The following is a 21,126-nucleotide window of genomic DNA, read 5'->3' as shown; positions in this document are numbered from 1 at the left end:
ACTTCGCTCGACACGAACGGATGAGGAGCGTTTTCACGCCCGCTGGCTCGATACCGAAACGACCTCTCCGGTCATATAACTCGACAGGTCAGAGGCGAGGAACATCATCACGTTGGCCACTTCCCAAACTTCCGCCGGGCGGCCGAAGGCTTCCTTGCTCGACAGTTCGGCCAGAAGTTCATCCGTGGTCACTTTGGCCAGAAACGCGTGCATCGCGATCGATGGCGCGACGGCGTTGATCCGCACGCCATGTTCGGCGGCCTCAACCGCAGAGCAGCGGGTAAAGGCCATCACCCCGGCTTTGGCTGCAGCATAGTGCGCCTGTCCCTTTTGCGCGCGCCAGCCCAGCACCGAGGCGTTGTTGACCACCACGCCGCTTTGCTGCGCGTACATCGCGGGCAGGAAAGCCCGGCTCATCCGGAACACCGAATTAAGCGTGACGTCGAGCACACGGAACCACTGCTCATCGGTCATGTCGACCACATCGACTTCGCCGCCGAGGCCAGCATTGTTGATCAGCACGTCGATCCGGCCCAGCTCTTTCAGCGCGGCGGCGTGCAGCGCATCGACCTGGTCCTGACTGGTGACATCGCAAACCACGGTCGCGGGCCGGGCAAGACCGGTTTCCGCCGCGATCCGGTCCGCCGCTTCACCAAGACGGCGTTCATGGAAATCGCTGATCAGCACGGTCGCGCCTTCTTCCGCAGCGCGTTTGGCAGCGGAATAACCGATGCCCGTGCCGGCGGCGGCGGTGACCACCACGGTCTTGCCTTTCAGCAGGCCGCGGGGTTCGGGATAAGTCGGGATAAGGCTCACAAATCACCCCTCGGTTCGCGCGGCATGCCCAGACCGCGTTCGGCGATCAGGTTGCGCTGGATCTGGTTGGTGCCGCCATAGATTGTGTCGCTGCGGCTGAAGAGGAACAGGTTGGGCAGCATGCCCCACTCGTATTCGCTGCCCTCAGCCACTTCCCCGGCCTGCCCTAGCACGTCCATCGCCAGTTCGCCCAGGCTGCGCCGCCAGGTGGCCCACTGGATCTTGTAAGTCAGCGCCGCGCCGTCGATCTTGGAATGATCGGTGTTCGACAGCATCCGCAGCGCGCCGTAACGCATCAGCCGCAGGCCGATTTCTGCCTTGGCAATCCGCTGGCGGATCAGCGGATTGCTGGCCTGCCCGTTCGCCTTGGCCGCAGCGATGATCGCGTCGAGTTCATTGCGGAAGGCCATCTGCTGGCCCAGCGTGGAAACCCCCCGCTCAAACGCCAGCAGGCCCATGGCGATCTTCCAGCCATCGCCGACCGCGCCGATCAGGCTGTCCGCCGGGCAGCGCGCATCGGTGAAGAAGGTTTCGTTGAATTCGGCGTCGCCGTTGATCTGCTTGATCCCGCGGATCTCGATCCCGGGCTGCTTCACATCCATCATCAGGAACGACAGGCCCTTGGGGCCCTTCGATCCCTCTTCGGTGCGGGTGACGACGAAGATCCAGTCGGAAATGTGCGCCAGACTGGTCCAGATCTTCTGGCCATTCACCACCCACTCGCCGTCTTCCAGCCGCCCCTTGGTGCGGACCGAAGCGAGATCGGAGCCCGCGCCGGGTTCGGAAAAGCCCTGGCAGAAGATCGTCTGCCCGGCCGCGATCCCCGGCAGAAAGCGCGCCTTCTGCTGTTCGGTACCAAAGGTCAGGATGGTCGGCCCGGCCAGTTCGATGCCGATGTGATTAACCCGCCCCGGCACGCCCGCACGGGCATATTCTTCGGCAAAGATTACCTGCTGCGCGAGCGTCGCGTCGCGCCCGCCCCACTGGCTCGGCCAGCCGATGCACGACCATTTGTGCGCGGCGAGCTGTTGCTCCCATTCCTTGCGCCGTTCCGCCTTGGCGGTCAGCGTGGTGATGCCTTTGATGTCCTTGAATTCGCCGGCCATCTGGCCTTGCAGCCAGTCAGCACATTCGGCGCGGAACAGTTCTTCCTCAGGCGAGAAACCGAGCTTCATGCCGCTGCTCCCAAAATCATCGTGGCCACCTGTTCGCGGTGCCAATCGCCGTGGCCCAGCATCGACTGGAGCGCACGGGCGCGCTTGAAGTACAGGTGGGCATCGTGTTCCCAGGTAAAGCCGATCCCGCCGTGCAGCTGGATCATGTTGCCCGCGCACATGAAGGCAGTGTCGGCGGCAAAACTCTTGGCCGAATGCAAGGCAATGGCCGCTTCCTCTGCCCCCTCGTCGACTGCGCAGGCCGCCCAATAGACCGCGCTGCGGGCCTGTTCGATCTCGATCATCATGTCCGCCAGCCGGTGTTTGTAGGCCTGAAACGAACCGATCGCCCGCCCGAATTGCACCCGCTCCTTCGCATAACCGACTGTCAGGTCGAGCGAGGCCTGTGCTACGCCGAGGGCCTCGGCGGCGGTGACGATCCAGCCGGTCTGCGGCACCACGGCAAGCGCGGCGGCAGGATCGGCCAGCGCGTCGGCAGCAACGCCGTCGAACTGCAATGTTGCGAGAGGCCGGGTCTGATCCATCGTGACATGACTGGTCACAGACAGCCCAGGCGCATCGGCGCGCACCAGCCAGGCCTGGCCCGGCGCAACGATCACGAACAAGTCGGCAATGCCGCCATGGGGCACGCAGTCCATTGTGCCGCTGAGCTTGCCATCGGTGCAGGTCAGGCTGTGCGAGCCCTCGCACACCGCAATGGCCTCACCCGAAAGCAGCTTGGACAACCAATCGCCCTGCTGCGCCGCGCTGCCACCGGCAGCGATCGCCCGCGCGGCCATGGCGTGGCCCAACAAAGGCAAGGCCGCCACCTGGCCGCCGGCAGCTTCGGCCACAATTGCCAGTTCGACCATACCAAGGCCCGCGCCGCCCAGTTCTTCGGCAATGCCGATGCCCGCCAGGCCGAGTTCGGCGCAGAAGCTGGCCCACAGCGCGCGGTCGATCCCGTCAGTGGCCATGGCCGCCCGGGTGCGGAGGCTGGTGGCGTTTTCCGTGAAGAACTGCTTCACGGTTTCGGCGATCATCGCCTGTTCTTCGGTGAATGCGAAATGCATCACGCGGTCCCCCACACCTTGCGCGGCTGAACCCGCGCGGCGATCAGCTGTTCAACCGCCGCGCCAACCTCTGCCGGGGCCCATTGCGCCCCCTTGTCCACCACCGGGCCTTCGCGCCAGCCGTCTTCCAGCATGATCTTGCCGCCTTCGAGTTCGAACACGCAGCCGGTAACGTCCGCGCTTTCCGCGCTGCCGAGCCAGACCACGGTCGGGGCGATATTGGCCGGGTCCATCACGTCGAACTGCTGGCCTTCGGTCGCCATCTTGTCGGCAAAGGCCTGTTCGGTCATGCGGGTGCGGGCCGAGGGAGCGAGCGCATTGGCAGTGATGCCATAGCGACCCAGTTCCGCCGCCTGAACCAGCGTCAGCGATGCGATCCCGCCCTTTGCGGTTGAATAGGCCGCCTGTGCGATGCTGCCCTGCAGCCCTGCACCGGACGAGGTGTTGATGATCCGCGCATCAGGGTTCGCACCGCCCTTCTGCTTTTCCCGCCAATAGTTCACCGCATGACGGCTGAGGCAGAAATGCCCGCGCAAGTGGACGTGCATGGTCGCGTCCCATTCCTCTAGCGTGGCGGAAACGAACATCCGGTCGCGCACGATCCCGGCGTTGTTGACCACCACATGCAGGTCGCCAAACGCATCGAGCGCGCATTGGACGATCCGCCCGGCGGCATCCCAATCGGTAATGTCTTCGTAATTGGCCACGGCCTGCCCGCCAGCGGCCTTGATTTCCGCCACAACGCCGTCCGCCGCGCTGGTATCGCGCCCTTCCCCGCTGAGCGAGGTGCCGATGTCGTTGACCACCACGTTCGCGCCTTCCGCGCCAAAAGCCAGGGCATAGGCCCGGCCCAGCCCGCGCGCGGCCCCGGTGATGATGACAGTGCGTCCTTCGCAAATACCCATTACAACCTCTCGATAATCGTGACGTTGGCCTGCCCGCCGCCTTCGCACATGGTCTGCAGGCCATAGCGGCCGCCGGTGCGTTCCAGTGCGTTCAGCATGGTGGTCATCAGCCGTGCGCCAGTGGCGCCCAGCGGATGGCCCAGCGCGATCGCGCCGCCGTGAATGTTGACCTTCTCATGCGGAATGCCGAGCTGCTTCATCCAGGCCATCGGCACGCTGGCGAACGCCTCGTTGCATTCGAACAGATCGATGTCAGCCACACTCATCCCAGCCTTTTTCAAGGCATATTCGGTCGCCGGAATCGGCGCGGTCAGCATCCACACCGGATCGTCGGCCCGGACTGAGATGTGGTGGACGCGGGCGCGCGGTTTGAGGTTGTGTTCCTTCACCGCCCGTTCGCTGGCGACCAGCATCGCCGCCGCACCATCGCAGTTCTGGCTGGAAATCCCGGCGGTGATGATCCCGCCGTCCTGCACCGTGCGCAGACCGGCGAGGCCTTCAAGCGAAGTCGCCGGACGGATCGTCTCATCCATGGCCAGTTCCGCCATCGGCGCGATTTCGGCATCGAACCAGCCGTTGTCCTGCGCTGCCTGGGCGCGCTGGTGGCTGGCGACCGCAAATGCTTCCATTTCCGCGCGGGTCAGGCCCCACTTCGCCGCGATCATTTCCGCCGAATTGATCTGGTTGAGGATCCCGTCGCCATAGCGCGCGACCCAGCCGGGCGAGGTGTTGAACGGGTTGGAAAAGCCATAGGGTTCCGCCGCCAGCATCGCCGCCGAAATTGGAATCGCGTTCATCGCCTGCGATCCGCCCGCGACGACCAGATCCTGCGTCCCGCTCATCACGCCCTGCGCGGCAAAGTGCAGCGCCTGCTGGCTCGATCCGCACTGGCGGTCAATCGTCGTCCCCGGCACGTGCTGCGGCAGGCCCGCGACCAGCCAGACGGTGCGGCCGATGTCACCCGCCTGCGGGCCGATCGTGTCGCAGCAGCCCCAAACGACATCGTCCACCAGATTGGCGTCGATCCCGGTCCGCTCCACCAGCGCCTTGATCGGGTGCGCGCCAAGATCGGCGGGGTGGACCCCGGCAAGGCTGCCCTTCTTGCGCCCGATCGGGGTGCGCACAGCGTCGATGATATAGGCTTCAGCCATTGGTTTCCTCACGCAAAAGTGTGCTGCGGGCCGATCGGCAGGGCGCCGCCGAGCACCGCATCATCGACCCGCTTCAAGTGAAAGGCCCGATCCCCCCAGGCGCCGCACAGCGCCCAGCTGCGCTTCATCCAGAAGTGCAGATCGACCTCGTAGGTATAGCCCATGGCCCCGTGGACCTGGATCGCGGTTTCGGCGGTCAGCATCGCGGCATCGGTGGCTGCGACCTTCGCATGGCTGACGTGGACCGGGGCGCTTTCCAGCCCGTGCTCCAGCGCCGAGGCCGCGCGCCAGACCACCGGCTTGGCGAACTCGATCGCGACCGAGCAATTGGCGAGCTGGTGCTTGAGCGCCTGAAACGCCCCCACCGGCTGACCGAACTGGGTGCGGATCTTGGCATATTCGACTGCCTGGTCCAGCATGGCGTCGGCCAGTCCGACCAGCTGCGCGGCGGACATCAAGGCGCCAAGGTTGAGGAGCAAATCATCCCCCTCTCCGTTCGCGTCGAGCGTAGTCGAGACGCCCGGCGCTGACGTGTCTCGACTACGCTCGACACGAACGGATAGGTTCCTGAGAGGGTCGACGCTGGTCAGCGCTGCCCCGTCACCATCGGCCTCCCACGGGTTGATCGCGTGGGCCACGGCAATCCGCCGGGAGCCGGCCACCACGTCTTCCAGCCCGCCCAGCTGACCCTGCGCCACCAGCCAGGGCACGCCGACAAAGGCGGTATCGACCAGCGGTTCGGCCAGACACGCCCGCCCGCATTCAGCAGCGATCAGCGCGGCTTCGGGCAGGCCCATGCCCAGCCCGCCTTGTGCTTCGGGTACGCACAGCCCGGTCAGGCCCATTTGGACCAGCCCTTGCCAGATCGCGGGATCGCGGTTGCCGTGCTCGTCCAGACGCCGCAGCACTTCCGGGCCGTGCGTGCCGCTCAGGTAATCACGCACCCCTTCGGCAAGGTTCAGTTGATCGTCGGAGAAACGGAAGTCCATCAGCCCGCTCCCACCCGCGGCAAGCCGAGCAGACGCTCCGCCGTGATATTGCGCTGCACCTCGTTCGACCCGGCATAGATCGGGCCGGACAGCGAAAAGATATAGCCTTCGAGCCACTGGTTGACCGAGCCATCGGCGAACCGCTTCAGCTCTGCCGCCGCGCCCAGCAGCTGCATCGCGGTGCGGTGCATCGCGCGGTCCAATTCGGACCAGAAGATCTTGTTGAGGCTCGCCTCCGCGCCGATCTTGCCCCCGGCCATGATCTTCGCCGCGACGGCATAGGTGTTGTAGGCATAGGCCTGCGTCGCCCCCCACGCCTGCACCACGGCTTCGCGCGCGGCGGGTGAGGCCTTGTCGGCGTTCTGACGGTACAGTTCCACCAGCCGCTTCGCCGTCGCCTGAAACCGCCCCGGCGAGCGCAGCATCAGCCCGCGTTCGAACCCGGCGGTGGCCATGGCGACGTTCCAGCCCTGCCCTTCGCCCGCCAGGCAATTTTCCACCGGCACCCGCACTTCGTCAAAGAACAGTTCGGCAAAGCCGGTGTCGCCGTGCAGCTGGCGGATCGGGCGGCGGGTAATGCCCGGGCTGTTCAGATCGAACAGGATGAAGGTCAGCCCCTTGTGGCGCTTGCTGTCAGGATCGGTGCGGAAGATGCCAAAGCCCCAATCGGCAAAGGCCGCGCGGCTCGACCAGGTCTTTTGCCCGGTGATGACGTAGTGATCGCCGTCGCGCACCGCCTTGGACTGAATCGCGGCCATGTCGCTGCCCGCGCCGGGTTCGGACCAGGCCTGCGCCCAGATCACCTCGCCCTTGGCCATCGGGGTCAGAAAGCGCGCCTTCTGCTCCTCGGTGCCGAATTCCATGATCGTCGGGCCGAGCAGGAAGATGCCGTTCTGGTTGGCCCGGTTGGGGCCGCCGGCGGCGAAATACTCTTCTTCGAAGATCAGCCACTGGATCAGGTCCAGCCCGCGCCCGCCGAACTGTTCGGGCCAGGTGACCATGCCCCAGTTCCCGCTGGCGAGCGTGCGTTCCCACTCAACATGCTGGTCATAGCCTTCGCGGCATTCCAGCGTGACGAGCGGTTCCTTGGGCACGTGCGCCTGCATCCAGGCGCGCACTTCGGCCCGGAATGCCTGTTGTTCGGGGGTGTAAGCGAGCTGCATCAGAACTTCGCGGCCTTGCCCGTCTCGACGAAGGCGTCGCGGCTCTTCTGGCTGTCTTCGTGCATGTACATTTCGAGCGTGAAGCCCTGTTCCCAGCGGTAGCCACGATCGACGTCGCGCGGTTCCAGCCCGTTCAATGCTTCCTTGGCGATCACCAGCGCCTTACGGCTCTTGCTGGCGATCACGGCGCAGAACGCGCGCGCTTCCTCGACCAACTGGTCACGCGGCACGACCTTTTCGACCGCGCCCAGCCGGTAGGCCTCTGCCGCAGGGATATTCCCTCCGGTGAAGAAGGCCGCGCGAACCTTGTGCAGCGGCAGCATGCGCGAGAGGTGGCTGGCCCCGCCCATCGCCCCGCGATCAACCTCGGGCAGGCTGAAGAAGGCATCGTCAGCAGCGATGATCGTGTCGGAGGCGCCGCAGATCCCGATCCCGCCGCCGATCACGAACTTGTGCGCGGCGACCACCACCGGCACTTCCGCATCGCGGATCGCCTTGAAGGTCAGGTAATTGCCGCGATTGAGTACGGTGATGCGCTCCGGGTGGGCCTGCATTTCCTTGATGTCGACCCCGCCGCAGAAGCCCCGCGCCGTTTCGGCAGCGCGGATCAGCACGCAGTTGACCTCCGGGTTGCTGGCCGCCGCCGTGATGATCGCGGGCAGCGACATCCAGGTTTCGCTGTCGAACGCGTTGACCGGGGCAACGTCGAACACGATCTCGGCGATCCGGTCCTTGATTTCGGTGGTGATAGGCATGGGTCAGTTCCCTGCACAGAGCGCGGCGATGCGGCCGCGCGCTTCGGTTTCGATGGAGGCCATCAACTCAGCACAAGTCGGCAAGTCCTTGAGCCGCCCGGCCACGACGCCAGTTGCCATCAGCCCGTGCTCCGCGTCGCCGGAAACCACCGCGCGCTGGATCATCATCGGGGCGGCGGCGGCCATCATCGCCTGGGCGAGCGGCATTTCGCCGTGGCTGGTCATCCCGCGCGCGGTAGCCAGCACCTGCCCCCACGACATGCCCGATTGCCGCTTCATTTCCAGCCCGGCCTCCATCGCGCGCAGCCACATGGACAGCTTGCCGGAGGCTTCGATCCGCCGCAGCAGAGGGTTGAGGATCATCCGCTGGGGAATGCCATCGACCTTGGTGCTGACCGCGATGTCGCCGGTTCCGGCCTTGACGTAAGCCGCCTTGGGCGCCGCCGGGACCGGGCTTTCGGCGGTCATCAAAAACCGCGTCCCCATGGCGATTCCGCAGGCGCCAAAGGCCAGCGCGGCAGCAAGGCCGCGCCCGTCGCCAAAGCCGCCCGCTGCAACCACCGGCACATCGACCGCGTCGAGCACTTGCGGCAGCAGCACCGTAGTCGGCACCGCGCCGGTATGCCCGCCGCCCTCGCCGCCCTGCACAGTGACCATTTCGCAGCCCAGCTGGACCATCTTTTCGGCATGCTTCACCGCGCCGACCGTGGGGATGCAAAGGATCCCGGCATCGTTGAACCGGCCGATCATTTTGGCGTCCGGCCCGCGCCCAAAACTGACCGCGCTGACCCGGTCCTTGTGCTGCAGGATCAGTTCAACAATCTCCGCAGCTCCCGGTTGGAAGCTGTGGAAATTAATCCCGAAATTGTGCGGGGTGAGATCGCGCAGCCGGGCCACTTCCTCGGCTGCCTCGGCCGGGGTCATCACCGCGCAGGCGAGAAAGCCAAAGGCCCCGGCGTTGCTGCTCGCAGCCACCAGTTCGGGCTTCGCCACCCAGCCCATCGCGGTCTGGATCACCGGCAGGCGGCAGCCCAGGCGCTTGGTCAGCGCTGTGGAAAGCGGGTCGATCAAGATTCAGCCCTCTCCGGCTTTTGACTTGTTCGCCGCCGCAGCCGACTTGCCCGACACCCCGGCAATCGAATTGCCATACATCAGATCGTTCTGAGCGTGGGCAAAGTGGTGCATATGGAACACCGCGTCCATCGCCGCGCGCTTGCCGCGCAGTTCCTCAACGTGATTGATCGCCTGTTTTGACAGCCAGTTGCCCAGCCGCGGCGCGCCCGCCAGCTTGGCGGCCCAGGTGGCGGCGGCTTCACGCAGTTCCTCACGCGGGACTACCTTGTTGACCATGCCGAACTGATAGGCGCGCGCGGCGGGCATCCGTTCTCCCAGCAGCAGGAATTCCTTCGCGACGCGCGGCGGCAATTCATAAGCGTGGGCGAAATATTCGACCCCCGGGATCCCCATCATCGGGCTGACCGGATCCTGGAAAAAGGCGTCCTCGCTCGCCACGATCAGATCGCAGACCCAGGCCAGCATCAGCCCGCCCGCGATGCAGGCGCCCTGGACCATCGCGATGGTCGGCTTGGGAATGTCGCGCCAGCGGCGACACATGCCAAGATACTGTTCCTGCTCGCGGGTATAGAGCAGTTCGGCGGCAGGCTTGTTGGTGTGGGGGGCAAACATCAGCCGCTTGTCGAATTCGTGATGCAAGTCGCGGCCCGGCGTGCCGATGTCGTGCCCTGCGGAAAAGTGCTTGCCCTCGCCCGCCAGCACGATCGCCCCAACGCTCTCATCTTCGACCGCGCGCTTGAAACAATCGTCCAGCGCATAGGTCATCTGCCCGTTCTGGGCATTGTTGAAGCCCGGCCGGTTCATGGTGATCCAGGCCACACCGTCGATCACTTCATAAAGCACCGGCTCGGTGGTTTCGTAGTCAGGCGTCGCCGCCTGCGGTTCGACGAGTTCGCGTCCCTTGGTCATGCTGGGATCCTTGCAAGAGGGTTGTCTTTGATTGCGCCGGCGCGAATGTTGTGCGGATCGAGGCTGGCGATGATCGCCAGTTCCTCTGCCCCCGGCAGCGCCGTTTCACCGGCGACCGCATCGATCAGATCAAAGCCGGTCGCTTCCTGCACCTGGGCAAAAGTCACGCCGGGATGGAGCGAAACGACACGCACGGCATTGTCCGGCCCGCCAAAGTCCATCACGCACAGGTTGGTCACGATGCTGCGCAGGCTGACCGCGCTGTAATTCCCGCCGGGAACGCGCTTGGCCGGGTTATAGCCCACGCCCGAAACCATATCGACTTCGCCCGCCACGAATACGCGAGTGGTGTGGCTGGGGAAGAAGAAGCTGTTGGGGTGGTAGATCGTGTTCCCCGGAAAGCCGCGCACGCCCAGCATCTGGGTCTTGGGCTGCTGGTGCGTGCCGCCCAGCTGGCTGAGGTTGATCTGGCCAAACCGGTCGATCTGGGTCGGCGTGACCATCGCGTGACGCCGCCCGGTCCACACCGCCGCATCGAAGAACCGACTGAACGGCAGGTAACCCGCCGCCTTGCGATCATCGTATTTGCGCGGCCCCAGCGGCACCGGCTGTTCGACCAGATAGCATTCGCCATCGGTCATCATCAGTTCGGGGCTGTGGGTCAGCTTGGCCAGACTGGCGGCAAGCCGCGGCACCGGGCCGACCCCGGTGGCGATGATCTCACCGTTGTTGCGGAACGCTTCCGAACAGGCGAAAATGCAGAGTTCTGCGAGAGTAACGTCAGTCATCAGAAAATCGGAAGCGGGAGAGCCGCGACCGCCTCCTTTCCGCCAAAGCCTGCAAGGTAATCGGCTTCATTCGCGCCGACGAAACGGTCCTTCACCGCGTTCCAGTCTCCCGGATCCTTGGCGGCGTCGGTGTAGGCCTTGAACGCCTTCATATCCCAGCCATAGGCCGGCGGCATCGAGCTGGGATGCGCGCCGCAGGGAATGTGGGTGACGCCCGAAATGAACGCGCGTTCGACGATGTTGGCCTGGGCCTGGTCGGCGTAGTGGTCTTCCATCTTATCGACCAGTTCCTCGCACGACACGTAGGTCTTGGCCGCAGCGCGGGCGAACCATTCGTCGTAGTAAACGTCCGGCCCGAACGCGTGGATATTGCCGCGCCAGTCAGAGCGGTTGACGTGCAGCAGCGCTGCATCAAGCTTGAGCGCGGGCATCGCGATCAGCGTTTCACCATCGGCATAGGGTGACTGCACGGTCTTGAGCCCGCCCAGCTCGGCCAGGTCGGTGCCCAGCCCCACCCGGGTCGGCAGGAACGGCAGCTGGAACGCCGCCGCTTTCAGCCCCCACTGGAACATGCCTTCGTCAAGTTCCAGCACCTCGATCTGCCCGGCTTCACGCGCCTTGCGGAACCACGGCTCCAGGGGAATCGCATCAAGGCTGACGAAAGCGAAGACCAGTTTCTTCACTTTGCCCGCCGCGCACAGCATCCCCACGTCCGCGCCGCCATAGGCAACAATGGTCAGGTCCTTGAGGTCCGAGCGCAGCACTTCGCGCACCAAGGCCATCGGCTTGCGCCGCGGGCCCCAGCCGCCGATTCCCAGCGTCATCCCGTCCGAAAGCTGCCCGACGATCTCTGCCGGGGTCATGCGTTTGTCGAGCATTGTCATTCCGCTGCCGCCGCGTTCATCTGCGCCTCTTTCATCGCTTTTTGCCAGGCCCATTCATGGCCCCACTGGCTGATCCCGATGTGCTGCGTGACTTCCCAGCTGGCCGGATCGATCACCAGGCTGTCACAGCCGATCTCCAGATCGAAACCTGCCGGGGTCTGAACATAGAAGCCAACCGTCTCGTCATTGAAATGCTGGCCCAGCGTCGCGCTTTCGGGATAGCCCATGGCCTTCATCCGATCATGCGCCTTGCCCACTTCCAGCAGATTGGGCAGCTGCAGCATGATGTGCACCGCGCCCGAGGGCGGGACCGGGCCTTCGCCCAGTGCGATCGAGTGGTGGCGGCCATTATCGGCGTGCATGAAGGCAAAGCCCATGCCCGGATCGTCCGGCCCGCCCCCGCCGAAATAGAAGCGCGGCATATCGGTGGGATGGAAACCCACCACGTCCTGATAGAACGCCACGCATTCATCGAAATTGGGTGCAGAGAACACCGCGTGGCCCATGCCCTGATCGCCGGTGACGAAATGGTCGATCCCCAGCGGCGATACGAACGGCGTGTCCGCCGCGCTGTCACCATGGTAGAATTCCAGTCCGTTGCCCGCCGGGTCGCTGGTGCGGATCAGGCCGGTCACCCCGCGCGAAGCAGCCAGATCGGCGCTACCGCGTTCAACCGGGCGGCCCGCTGCGGCAATGGCATCGGCCAGTGCATCGAGCGCCGCCGCGTCCGCCACTTCATAGCCCGCCGCAGTGAAATGATCACGCGCGCCGCGTTCGATCCGCATGCGGAACACCCGTTCGTCCACCCGGAACAGCATGGCCCCGTCCGCCCCGTCTGGCGCGCGCATCGCGCCCACCAGTTCGCACAGGAACCGATCCCACCGCGCCGGATCGACACTTTCGATCACGACATAGCCCAGCGCCTTTACGCCCATGGCCTTACTCCCCTTTCACGAGGTCGAGGAAGTACGGTCGTTCTCCCCCGCCATCGACGTTGATACGTGCACCGCTGACCCACGCGGCGGCATCGCTGCACAGCCACAGCACGGCCCCGGCTATGTCCGATCCCAGCCCCATGCGTTGCAGCGGCATGGAACGGCCGACGGCCGCCTGCGCCGCGGCGTCGCCATAAGTCGCTTCGGCATTTTCGGTCTGCATCAGCCCTGCGATGATCGCATTGACCCGCACACCCTGCGGCCCCCATTCCTGCGCCAGGCTTTGCGTCAGATTGAGCAGCCCGGCCTTGGCTGCGCCGTAGGCTGCGGTGCCGGGCGACGGGCGGATGCCGCTTACTGACGCGATGTTGATCACATTGCCCCCGCCCGCCTTGACCAGATGCGGATGTGCGGCCTGCGCCATGTACATCGGAGCCTGCAGGTTGAGCTTGAGGATCGCGTCCAGAAAGCGCGGACTGGCTGCTTCGAAAGCAGCAGCGGGCGATCCACCAGCGTTGTTGACCACAATGTCCAGCCGCCCGTGCAGCGCTGCTGCATGGTCTACCAGCGCTTTCGCCTGTTCGGCATCACGAATGTCGGCAGCGAAGAACGTGACGCCGGGCGGCAGGTCTGCCGGGGCATTGCGCCCGCAGACCACCACTTGCGCCCCGGCCCCGGCGAGCGCCGCTGCAATATGACGCCCCAGCCCCCGGGTCCCCCCGGTGACCACGGCCACTTGTCCGGCCAGATCGATGGCAAAACTGCCGCTCAAATCGCACTCTCCCCGAGAAATACCGAAATGCACGTTTATCGCGTTCGGTAGATTCGAAAACTGCCAATATCGAAAGCCAGAGTGCTTTTCAATTGACGATTTGCGTATCGCATGGCAGAAATTTTTACGAATGCTTGGCCTGAAGGCAAGTGCGATTCGACTGTTAGGGAGAAGCTCAATCATGGCTACGGCAGCCTTGTCCGATCCGGTTCATGCCGCGATCCCCACCCATGACGATCTGGTCGCCCGTGCCCGCGCGATGATCCCCGCGCTCAAGGCCCGCGCCAAGGCAACCACCGCCAATCGCGACGTTTCGGACGAGACGATCGCCGAAATGAAGCAAGCCGGGTTTTTCCGCATCCTCCAGCCGAAACGCTGGGGCGGCTATGAAATGCACCCCAACACTTTCTTCGAAGTGCAAAAGGCGCTGGCCGAAGGCTGCATGTCAACCGGGTGGATGTATGGCGTGCTGGGCTGCCACCCTTATGAAATGGCGCTGTTCCATGATCAGGCGCAGGACGAAGTCTGGGCCGATGACAACGACATGCTGGTCAGCTCGACCTATCAGCCGGTCGGGCAGGTCAAGACGGTCGAAGGCGGCTTCCGCCTGTCGGGCCACTGGGGCTTTTCGACCGGATCGGTGCATTGCGGCTGGGTGCTGCTGGGCGCGCTGGTCTGGCCGGACGATGTGCCCGGTTCTGGCCCGCCCGACATGCGCACTTTCCTGCTGCCGCGCAGTGACTATACGATTGACCGCGATGCCTGGCAGACTTTTGGCCTGCAGGGCACCGGCAGCCATGACATCCACGTCAACGATGTGTTCGTGCCCGAGTACCGCACCCACCGCGCAATCGATGGTTTCCTGTGCCAGAACCCCGGCCAGGCTGAGAATACCGGCCCGCTCTATACCCTGCCCTGGGCGCAGGTATTCGTGCGTTCGGTTTCAACTGCGGCGTTCGGCGGGGCCAAAGCGGCGCTGAATGCGGCGAAGGGCATCATGGCCAGCCGCGTGTCCACCAATACCGGCAAGGCGAGCAAGGCCGATCCGTTCCTGCAAGCCGCAATGGCCAAGGCGCATGCGCAGATCATCGAAATGGAAACGATGCAGCGTGTCACCTTTGAAGACCTGATGGGTTACGCGGAGCGCGGCGAGGCCATTCCGATGGAGAAGCGCGCGCTCTATGCCTACAATTCGTCCAACGTGGTGCGCCGCCTGGTCGAGATGATCGACGATGTGATGCAGCAGCTGGGCGGCCGCGCGATCTACATGACCAGCGAGATCATCCAGCCCTGGCTCGATCTCAACGCCGGCCGCGCGCACGTTGCCAACGATCCGAACAACCGCTTTGGCGACGTGGTCGGCTCGATGTTCGGCGAAGAGCCGACATTCACTTTCCTTTGAAGGACACAGCGTGGCCGAACTGAAACAGGCGACCTACCGGGTCGCGGGTGATTACGACATCCATCTGGCTGACACTGGCAGCGGCCCGGTGGTGGTGTTCATCCACGGCAGCGGCCCCGGCGCGTCGGGGCAATCGAACTTTCGCCAGAATATCGATGCCTTCGTGGCGGCGGGCTACCGCGTGATCCTGCCCGACATGATCGGTTATGGGGCCAGCTCAAAGCCCGAGGGGATCGACTATCCCCTGCAGCTGTTCACTGACACCTTGTACGATGCACTGCGCCAGCACGGGATCGAGCGGGCGACGCTGGTCGGCAATTCGCTGGGCGGCGGGGTCGCCTTGCAGATGACGCTCGATCATCCGGAATTCACCGACAAGCTGGTGCTGATGGCGCCGGGCTGCGTCGCCGAGCAGGCGAGCTATTTCACCATGCCCGGGATCACCAAGATGGTCTCCAACTTCGGCGGGCCGGATTTCAACCTGGCCGAACAGCGCCGCCTGATCACCAACCTGCTGCATCCCGACTGGGCCGACAAGATCCCCGACGAACTGGTGGCCGAACGCTTCGCCGTCGCCCGCACCCAGCCCAAGGATGTGCTGATGCGGATGAAGACCCCCAACCTGGGGCTGCGACTGCACGAGGTCGACAAGCCGATCTTCGTGATGTGGGGGCTGAACGACGAATTCTGCCCGGAAAGCCACGCGCGGCTGTTCCTCGACGCCTGCCGGAACGTCCGCTGCCTGACTTTCGCCCGCACCGGCCACTGGGTGCAGGTCGAACGCGCGAGCGAGTTCAACAAATATGCGATCGACTTCCTCAATGAGCAAAGCTGAGAAATACGGCGCAGAGCTGTACGCCTGCCTGCGCGAACGCCGCACCGTCCTCCCGCTGATCGCGCGCGATCCCGCGCTGACGGTGGACGATGCCTATGCGATCAGCCTCGATTTCCTGTCGCGCCGCCGCAAGGACGGCGAACGGGTGGTCGGCAAGAAGATCGGCGTCACCAGCAAGGCGGTGCAGGACATGCTGGGGGTCCACCAGCCGGACTTCGGCTTCCTCACCGACTGGATGCGGGTTGAGGGCGAGATTGATGTCGACGCCAAGGCCCTGATCGCCCCGCGCGCCGAAGCGGAAATCGCCTTTGTGCTCAAGCACAGTCTGAACGGCCCGGGCGTAACCGCCGCCGATGTGGTGGCCGCGACCGACTATATCGCCCCCTGCTTCGAGATCGTCGACAGCCGCATCCAGGACTGGAAAATCGGGATCATTGACACCGTGGCCGACAATGCCAGCTGCGGCGTGTTCGTGGTGGGTGAGGCCAGGGCCGACCCGCGCACGCTGGACCTGCCCGCGCTCCACGTCACCGTGACCAAGAACGGCGCTCCGCTGTCCGAAGGCTATGGCAGCGCGGTTCAGGGTGATCCGGCGCAGGCCGTCGCCTGGCTCGCCAACACCCTGGGCGCCTATGGCGTAACGCTGGATGCCGGGGACGTGATCCTCTCGGGCAGCCTCGTGCCGCTGGAACCGGCGATAAAGGGCGATCTGTTTGAAATGACTCTGCACGGTGTCGGCACCTGCACCGCGAAATTTGTCTAAGGAAACTGCAATGACCCGCGTAAAGGCCGCGATCATTGGTTCGGGCAATATCGGCACCGACCTGATGATGAAGATGATCAAGTATCCCCAGAACATGGAACTGGCGATCGTGGTCGGGATCGACGAAGCCTCCGAAGGCCTCGCCATGGCGCGCGAACATGGCATCGCCACCACCCATGAAGGGCTCGACGGGCTGCGCAAGCATCCGCTCTATCCCGAAATCGGCATCGCCTTCGATGCGACCAGCGCCTATGCCCACAAGGTCCATGACGAAGCCTTGCGCGCGGACGGCATCCAGGTGGTGGATCTTACCCCCGCTGCGATCGGCCCCTTCACCGTGCCCCCGGTCAACATGGCCGAGCATCTGGACCAGCCCAATGTCAACATGGTGACCTGCGGCGGGCAGGCGACGATCCCGATGGTCTATGCCGTCGCCCGCGCCACCGGCAAAGTCCACTATGCAGAGATCGTCGCCTCGGTCTCGTCACGCTCAGCCGGGCCCGGCACCCGCGCCAATATCGACGAGTTCACCCGCACCACCGCCCGCGCAATCGAAGTGGTCGGCGGCGCAGCCAAGGGCAAGGCGATCATCATCCTCAACCCCGCCGAACCGCCGATGATCATGCGCGATACGGTGTTCACGCTCAGCGAAGGCGGCGATGAAGCCGCGATCCGCGCTTCGGTGGCAGAGATGGTGGCCGAAGTGCAGAAATACGTCCCCGGCTACCGGCTCAAGCAGGAAGTGCAGTTTGAACGGTTCGGGGACAACAACAAGCTGAAGATCCCCGGCATGGGTGATTTCACCGGCATCAAATCGATGATCATGCTGGAGGTTGAAGGCGCAGGCGATTACCTGCCGCCCTATTCGGGCAACCTCGACATCATGACCGCTGCGGCCAAGGCCACCGGGGAACTGCTGGCCGCGCGGAGAATGGGTCAATGAGCGCTGGCGCGACCAACCTCCCCCTCCTCTTCAGAGGAGGGGGTCGGGGGGTGGTGGCCCCATGCGACCACATTGCAGGAACCACACCACCCCCAACCCCCTCCTCTGAAGAGGAGGGGGCTTTCGCCACCGAACACGGGAAATCCGCATGAGCAAGTTCGATGTCAACGCGGGCGACAAGCTCTATATTCAGGACGTCACCCTGCGCGACGGGATGCACGCGATCCGGCACATGTACGGGCTCGATCACGTTCAGGCGATTGCCGCCGCAATCGAGGCTGCCGGGGTTGATGCAATCGAAGTGGCGCATGGCGACGGCTTGTCCGGCACCAGCTTCAACTATGGCTTTGGCGCGCACACCGATTGGGAGTGGCTCGAGGCGGTTGCCGCGGTGCTCGACAAATGCGTGCTGACCACCCTGATCCTTCCGGGTCTGGGCACGGTTGAAGAACTGCGCCGCGCCTATGACATCGGCGTGCGCTCGGTCCGCGTGGCGACGCATTGCACCGAGGCTGACGTAAGCAAGCAGCACATCGGTATCGCCCGCGATCTGGGCATGGACGTCTCGGGCTTTCTGATGATGAGCCACATGATCGAGCCTGAACAGCTCGCGAGCCAAGCCCTGCTGATGGAAAGCTACGGCGCGCATTGCGTCTATGTCACCGACTCTGGCGGCGCGCTCGACATGGACGGGGTGCGGGCGCGGTTTGAGGCTTATGACCGGGTGCTCAAGCCCGAAACCCAGCGCGGAATGCACGCGCACCACAACCTTTCGCTCGGCGTGGCCAATTCGATTGTCGCGGCGCAATGCGGTGCGGTGCGGATCGACGCCAGCCTGACCGGCATGGGCGCGGGCGCAGGCAATGCTCCGCTGGAAGTGTTCGTCGCCGCTGCCGACCGGAAGGGCTGGAACCACGGCTGCGACGTCAACCTGCTGATGGACGCCGCCGAAGACCTTGTCCGGCCCTTGCAGGACCGCCCCGTGCGGGTGGACCGCGAAACGCTCAGCCTGGGCTATGCCGGGGTCTATTCCAGCTTCCTGCGTCACGCGGAAAAGGCCGCCGAAACCTATGGCCTCGATACCCGTGCGATCCTGGTTGAACTGGGCCGCCGCAAGATGGTGGGCGGGCAGGAAGACATGATCGTCGATGTTGCGCTTGATATTCTGAAGGCTCGCAATGGCTGAAATATCCCTCCACAAACCTCTCCCCGCCAGCGCAGTGAAGGCGTGGGACTATACCTGCGATGTCGCCGTGATCGGCTTTGGCGCAGCCGGGGCCTGCGCGGCGATCGAGGCGGCGGAGGCCGGAGCCAAGGTAATCCTGTTCGAACGCAATTCGGGCAGCGGCGGGGCCTCTGGCCTGTCCGGCGGGGAAATCTACATCGGCGGGGATGGCGGCACTGAAGTGCAGCGCGCGGCGGGGTTCGAGGATTCGACCGAGGACTTCGCGACGTACCTGAAAATGGCGGGTGGTCCCTGCGCGGATGAGGCCAAGTGCGAGCTCTATGCCAAGGAGGCGCTGAACCACTTCGCTTGGCTGAAGGCACAGGGCGTGCCCTATCGCGGCAATTACCTGCCAGGCAAACATATCGAGCCGACCGATGACAGCACCCTGATCTGGTCGGGCAGCGAAGCCGCCGCGCCGTTTTGCGATGCGGCCAAACCCGCCCCGCGCGGCCACGTGCTCCAGCATATGGGCTGGGGCGGCGGGCGTCCGCTGGTCGACATCCTCGAAGCCAGCGCCAAGGCCAAGGGCGTCGAAGTGGTGGTCGATGCCCGCGCCGTCGCGCTGGTCGAACAGCACGGCCGGATCGTTGGCGCGGTGGTGCGGATCGACAATATCAACCGCTTCGTTGAGGCAAAGAAGGGCGTGGTGCTGGCCACCGGTGGCTTCGTGTTCAACGAAGACATGCGGCGCAAGTACTGCCCTGAAACGTTCAAGCTCAACGATCCGATCGGTGACAAGGACGATGGCAGCGGGATCATGCTGGGCCTGGGCGCGGGGGGCGAGGCGATCCACATGGAGCAGTTCTTCACCACCTGCCCCTGGACCATGCCCGAAAGCCACGCCAACGGCGTATTCGTGAACGTGCAAGGCCAGCGCTTCATCAATGAGGACTGCTATCACGGCCGGGTCAGCCGCTGTGCGGTCGATCAGGGCGGCGGCAAGGTCTATCTGCTGCTCGACAATGCCAATTTCGTCCAGCCGATGGACTTTGCCCGCATGACCATCGCCGGCACCGGCGACACCTGGGAAGAGGTTGAAGGCGAACTGGGCATGCCCGCAGGCACGCTCAGCGCGACCATGGCGTTCTACAACGCCCACGCCAGGGAAGGCCGCGATCCGCTGTTCGGCAAGCGCGAACCGATCCTGAAGCCGCTGGATCAGGGGCCGTTCGTGGCGCTCGAACTCAATTTCGAGACCAGCTATTTCAGCTTCTTCACCCTCGGCGGGCTGCGCACCAGCACCCAGGCCGAAGTGCTGGACCGCGCCGGGCATCCGGTGCCGGGGCTCTATGCCGCCGGGCGCTGCACCAGCGGGCTGCCCGCCTGGGGGCACGGCTATTCATCGGGCATGAGCCTGGCCGATTGCACCTTCTTCGGGCGGCAGGCAGGCCGCACGGCTGCACAAGGGTAACGCGATGACCACCCAGCTCGATCCGCAGACCTTGATGGAACAGGCCAAGGCGGAGACCGGGCTGGCCGATTTTGGCGATCCGTGGTTCCTGGCCCCGCTTGGCAAGCTGGTGGCAGAGGTCAACCAGCATGCTGGCCTCGTCTCGCCCGAAAGCTCCGCCGGGGTCCGCATCCAGTCGGCGCTCAGCGACCGGCTCAAGCTGGTGCAATACTTCAAGGACCACCCCGAAGCCGCTGACGAACAAGTGCAACTCGCCTGCGCGATCATCGGCCTGCCGCGCACAGGTTCGACCATGGTCCACCGCCTGCTCTCCGCCGTCCCGCGGCTGACCGCACTGTGGTGGTGGGAAAGCGCCTTTCCCCTGCCTTTCCCCGGTGAGGCAGCGAATGACCCTACGCCCCGGCAGGAAGCAGCCAAGGCGATGGTCGATTGGCTGCTGACCGAATGGCCGGATTTTGAATCGATCGACCCGATGGACGCGATGGCGGTGAACGAGGAAGTCGTGCTGCTGGACCGCACGTTCCTGTCCACCACTTACGATTCGATGATGCCGATCCACGAATATGGCTACTGGCAGGCCGATCAGGATCACGCCCCGGCGTTCCGCGATCTCTATCGCTTCATGCAGGCGATCCAGCACCAGCGCGTGGCGCAGGGTGAGGCGCGGCGGCCATGGGTGTTCAAGACTCCGCATCATCTGATGGGCGGGATCGGCGGCCTGCTGTCCGTATGGCCGCAGGTCAAACTGGTGATGACTCACCGCCATGTCGGGCAAGTGCTGCCCAGCTATTGTTCGATGTGTGCCTCGCTCTCGGTCGGCAGTTCGACCACCTACCGCAAGGAGACCGAGGGCGCGCACTGGAGCAGGCGGTTCCGCGTGGGGCTGGAGCGGCTGGAAGTGCTGCGCGGTCAGCTCCCCACGGGGCAGATCATCGACGTGCGCTATGAAGACACGGTCAGCGATCCCGTTGGCACGGCTGAGCGGATCCTCAGCCAGCTTGGCCTCACCACCGATGCCGCGACCCATGCCGCGCTGGAAGAATGCGTGGCGGGCAATGTCCGCGACGCCCGTCCGCGCCACAAATACAGCGCCGATGCGTTCGGCCTGACGCCCGAGGGAATCGCGGCGGATTTTGCCTTTTACCACGACACATATCTCACAAAATAATTGAGGAG

Annotated in this window: 21 protein-coding genes; 7 read left to right on the top strand and 14 right to left on the bottom strand. The window is 64.6% G+C overall.

All coding sequences use genetic code 11. From position 1 onward, the window contains the following. Window positions 1–33: 33 nt before the first annotated feature. Genes MNBBLIKP_RS12800 through MNBBLIKP_RS12735 form a run of 14 tightly spaced genes read right to left on the bottom strand, consistent with a single transcriptional unit; the run spans window position 34 to window position 13,368 of the window. On the bottom strand, window positions 34–816 hold the full coding sequence (locus tag MNBBLIKP_RS12800) for an SDR family oxidoreductase (RefSeq protein ID WP_088310650.1): 783 nt from the start codon (window positions 814–816) through the stop codon (window positions 34–36). After that, complete coding sequence (locus MNBBLIKP_RS12795) at window positions 813–1,991, bottom strand: acyl-CoA dehydrogenase family protein (RefSeq protein ID WP_088310649.1); 1,179 nt, start codon at window positions 1,989–1,991, stop codon at window positions 813–815. The genes MNBBLIKP_RS12800 and MNBBLIKP_RS12795 overlap by 4 nt, the downstream gene beginning before the upstream one ends. Continuing rightward, window positions 1,988–3,043: an acyl-CoA dehydrogenase family protein gene (locus MNBBLIKP_RS12790; protein ID WP_088310648.1), complete on the bottom strand. Its 1,056-nt coding sequence runs from the start codon at window positions 3,041–3,043 to the stop codon at window positions 1,988–1,990. Before MNBBLIKP_RS12790 ends, MNBBLIKP_RS12795 begins: the two co-directional genes overlap by 4 nt. After that, complete coding sequence (locus MNBBLIKP_RS12785; protein WP_088310647.1) at window positions 3,043–3,948, bottom strand: SDR family oxidoreductase; 906 nt, start codon at window positions 3,946–3,948, stop codon at window positions 3,043–3,045. The genes MNBBLIKP_RS12790 and MNBBLIKP_RS12785 overlap by 1 nt, the downstream gene beginning before the upstream one ends. Further along, a complete protein-coding gene (locus MNBBLIKP_RS12780; protein WP_088310646.1) occupies window positions 3,948–5,099 on the bottom strand; it encodes an acetyl-CoA C-acetyltransferase in 1,152 nt (383 codons plus the stop codon). Before MNBBLIKP_RS12780 ends, MNBBLIKP_RS12785 begins: the two co-directional genes overlap by 1 nt. Window positions 5,100–5,107: 8 nt before the next feature. Beyond that, window positions 5,108–6,088, bottom strand: coding sequence for an acyl-CoA dehydrogenase family protein (locus MNBBLIKP_RS12775; RefSeq protein ID WP_088310645.1), 981 nt, complete (start codon window positions 6,086–6,088; stop codon window positions 5,108–5,110). Next, window positions 6,088–7,251 (bottom strand): acyl-CoA dehydrogenase family protein, encoded by a 1,164-nt coding sequence (locus MNBBLIKP_RS12770; protein WP_088310644.1) that lies wholly within the window; start codon window positions 7,249–7,251, stop codon window positions 6,088–6,090. Before MNBBLIKP_RS12770 ends, MNBBLIKP_RS12775 begins: the two co-directional genes overlap by 1 nt. Continuing rightward, complete coding sequence (locus MNBBLIKP_RS12765) at window positions 7,251–8,006, bottom strand: enoyl-CoA hydratase family protein (RefSeq protein WP_088310643.1); 756 nt, start codon at window positions 8,004–8,006, stop codon at window positions 7,251–7,253. The genes MNBBLIKP_RS12770 and MNBBLIKP_RS12765 overlap by 1 nt, the downstream gene beginning before the upstream one ends. Window positions 8,007–8,009: 3 nt before the next feature. After that, entirely contained in the window at window positions 8,010–9,077 is a 1,068-nt protein-coding gene (locus tag MNBBLIKP_RS12760; RefSeq protein WP_088310642.1) for an NAD(P)H-dependent flavin oxidoreductase, read from the bottom strand. 3 nt (window positions 9,078–9,080) lie between these two features. Further along, the gene (locus MNBBLIKP_RS12755) at window positions 9,081–9,989 is read right to left on the bottom strand and encodes an enoyl-CoA hydratase (protein WP_088310641.1); all 909 of its coding nucleotides are present in this window, start codon (window positions 9,987–9,989) and stop codon (window positions 9,081–9,083) included. Continuing rightward, window positions 9,986–10,777 (bottom strand): CoA-transferase subunit beta, encoded by a 792-nt coding sequence (locus tag MNBBLIKP_RS12750; protein ID WP_088310640.1) that lies wholly within the window; start codon window positions 10,775–10,777, stop codon window positions 9,986–9,988. The genes MNBBLIKP_RS12755 and MNBBLIKP_RS12750 overlap by 4 nt, the downstream gene beginning before the upstream one ends. Then, entirely contained in the window at window positions 10,777–11,655 is an 879-nt protein-coding gene (locus tag MNBBLIKP_RS12745) for a CoA transferase subunit A (protein ID WP_369678918.1), read from the bottom strand. Before MNBBLIKP_RS12745 ends, MNBBLIKP_RS12750 begins: the two co-directional genes overlap by 1 nt. 2 nt (window positions 11,656–11,657) lie before the next feature. After that, window positions 11,658–12,596 carry a VOC family protein gene (locus MNBBLIKP_RS12740; RefSeq protein ID WP_088310638.1) on the bottom strand — a complete coding sequence of 313 codons (939 nt, stop codon included), beginning with the start codon at window positions 12,594–12,596 and terminating at the stop codon, window positions 11,658–11,660. Window positions 12,597–12,600: 4 nt separating this feature from the next. Then, window positions 12,601–13,368 (bottom strand): SDR family oxidoreductase, encoded by a 768-nt coding sequence (locus tag MNBBLIKP_RS12735; protein ID WP_254913038.1) that lies wholly within the window; start codon window positions 13,366–13,368, stop codon window positions 12,601–12,603. Between the two features lie 181 nt (window positions 13,369–13,549). Here MNBBLIKP_RS12735 and MNBBLIKP_RS12730 point away from each other — a divergent pair, with 181 nt between their 5' ends. The 7 genes from MNBBLIKP_RS12730 to MNBBLIKP_RS12700 all read left to right on the top strand — a co-directional run bounded on the left by MNBBLIKP_RS12730 (window position 13,550) and on the right by MNBBLIKP_RS12700 (window position 21,118). Continuing rightward, on the top strand, window positions 13,550–14,770 hold the full coding sequence (locus tag MNBBLIKP_RS12730) for an acyl-CoA dehydrogenase family protein (RefSeq protein ID WP_088310636.1): 1,221 nt from the start codon (window positions 13,550–13,552) through the stop codon (window positions 14,768–14,770). A 10-nt stretch (window positions 14,771–14,780) separates the two neighbouring features. Further along, window positions 14,781–15,605 (top strand): alpha/beta fold hydrolase, encoded by an 825-nt coding sequence (locus tag MNBBLIKP_RS12725; protein ID WP_088310635.1) that lies wholly within the window; start codon window positions 14,781–14,783, stop codon window positions 15,603–15,605. Beyond that, complete coding sequence (locus MNBBLIKP_RS12720) at window positions 15,592–16,368, top strand: fumarylacetoacetate hydrolase family protein (protein ID WP_088310634.1); 777 nt, start codon at window positions 15,592–15,594, stop codon at window positions 16,366–16,368. Before MNBBLIKP_RS12725 ends, MNBBLIKP_RS12720 begins: the two co-directional genes overlap by 14 nt. 10 nt (window positions 16,369–16,378) lie before the next feature. Next, window positions 16,379–17,311 (top strand): acetaldehyde dehydrogenase (acetylating), encoded by a 933-nt coding sequence (locus MNBBLIKP_RS12715; RefSeq protein ID WP_088310633.1) that lies wholly within the window; start codon window positions 16,379–16,381, stop codon window positions 17,309–17,311. Between the two features lie 148 nt (window positions 17,312–17,459). Next, complete coding sequence (gene dmpG, locus MNBBLIKP_RS12710; protein WP_088310632.1) at window positions 17,460–18,497, top strand: 4-hydroxy-2-oxovalerate aldolase; 1,038 nt, start codon at window positions 17,460–17,462, stop codon at window positions 18,495–18,497. Then, a complete protein-coding gene (locus tag MNBBLIKP_RS12705; protein ID WP_088310631.1) occupies window positions 18,490–19,950 on the top strand; it encodes an FAD-dependent oxidoreductase in 1,461 nt (486 codons plus the stop codon). Before dmpG ends, MNBBLIKP_RS12705 begins: the two co-directional genes overlap by 8 nt. 4 nt (window positions 19,951–19,954) lie before the next feature. Then, window positions 19,955–21,118: a sulfotransferase family protein gene (locus tag MNBBLIKP_RS12700; protein WP_088310630.1), complete on the top strand. Its 1,164-nt coding sequence runs from the start codon at window positions 19,955–19,957 to the stop codon at window positions 21,116–21,118. The last annotated feature ends 8 nt before the right edge of the window (window positions 21,119–21,126 follow it).

Source organism: Novosphingobium sp. B 225, from assembly GCF_002198665.1.
Lineage (GTDB): Bacteria > Pseudomonadota > Alphaproteobacteria > Sphingomonadales > Sphingomonadaceae > Novosphingobium.
This window is presented reverse-complemented; position numbering and strand designations above follow the sequence as displayed.

Bases quoted from the DNA above. Each gene is read 5' to 3' on its own strand.
- MNBBLIKP_RS12770 (WP_088310644.1), bottom strand. From the start codon at position 7,251: ATGCAGCTCGCTTACACCCCCGAACAACAGGCATTCCGGGCCGAAGTG.
- MNBBLIKP_RS12750 (WP_088310640.1), bottom strand. From the start codon at position 10,777: ATGACTGACGTTACTCTCGCAGAACTCTGCATTTTCGCCTGTTCGGAA.
- MNBBLIKP_RS12720 (WP_088310634.1), top strand. From the start codon at position 15,592: ATGAGCAAAGCTGAGAAATACGGCGCAGAGCTGTACGCCTGCCTGCGC.
- dmpG (WP_088310632.1), top strand. From the start codon at position 17,460: ATGAGCAAGTTCGATGTCAACGCGGGCGACAAGCTCTATATTCAGGAC.
- MNBBLIKP_RS12765 (WP_088310643.1), bottom strand. From the start codon at position 8,006: ATGCCTATCACCACCGAAATCAAGGACCGGATCGCCGAGATCGTGTTC.
- MNBBLIKP_RS12745 (WP_369678918.1), bottom strand. From the start codon at position 11,655: ATGCTCGACAAACGCATGACCCCGGCAGAGATCGTCGGGCAGCTTTCG.
- MNBBLIKP_RS12705 (WP_088310631.1), top strand. From the start codon at position 18,490: ATGGCTGAAATATCCCTCCACAAACCTCTCCCCGCCAGCGCAGTGAAG.
- MNBBLIKP_RS12730 (WP_088310636.1), top strand. From the start codon at position 13,550: ATGGCTACGGCAGCCTTGTCCGATCCGGTTCATGCCGCGATCCCCACC.
- MNBBLIKP_RS12785 (WP_088310647.1), bottom strand. From the start codon at position 3,948: ATGGGTATTTGCGAAGGACGCACTGTCATCATCACCGGGGCCGCGCGC.
- MNBBLIKP_RS12700 (WP_088310630.1), top strand. From the start codon at position 19,955: ATGACCACCCAGCTCGATCCGCAGACCTTGATGGAACAGGCCAAGGCG.
- MNBBLIKP_RS12790 (WP_088310648.1), bottom strand. From the start codon at position 3,043: ATGCATTTCGCATTCACCGAAGAACAGGCGATGATCGCCGAAACCGTG.
- MNBBLIKP_RS12715 (WP_088310633.1), top strand. From the start codon at position 16,379: ATGACCCGCGTAAAGGCCGCGATCATTGGTTCGGGCAATATCGGCACC.
- MNBBLIKP_RS12795 (WP_088310649.1), bottom strand. From the start codon at position 1,991: ATGAAGCTCGGTTTCTCGCCTGAGGAAGAACTGTTCCGCGCCGAATGT.
- MNBBLIKP_RS12775 (WP_088310645.1), bottom strand. From the start codon at position 6,088: ATGGACTTCCGTTTCTCCGACGATCAACTGAACCTTGCCGAAGGGGTG.
- MNBBLIKP_RS12780 (WP_088310646.1), bottom strand. From the start codon at position 5,099: ATGGCTGAAGCCTATATCATCGACGCTGTGCGCACCCCGATCGGGCGC.
- MNBBLIKP_RS12740 (WP_088310638.1), bottom strand. From the start codon at position 12,596: ATGGGCGTAAAGGCGCTGGGCTATGTCGTGATCGAAAGTGTCGATCCG.
- MNBBLIKP_RS12755 (WP_088310641.1), bottom strand. From the start codon at position 9,989: ATGACCAAGGGACGCGAACTCGTCGAACCGCAGGCGGCGACGCCTGAC.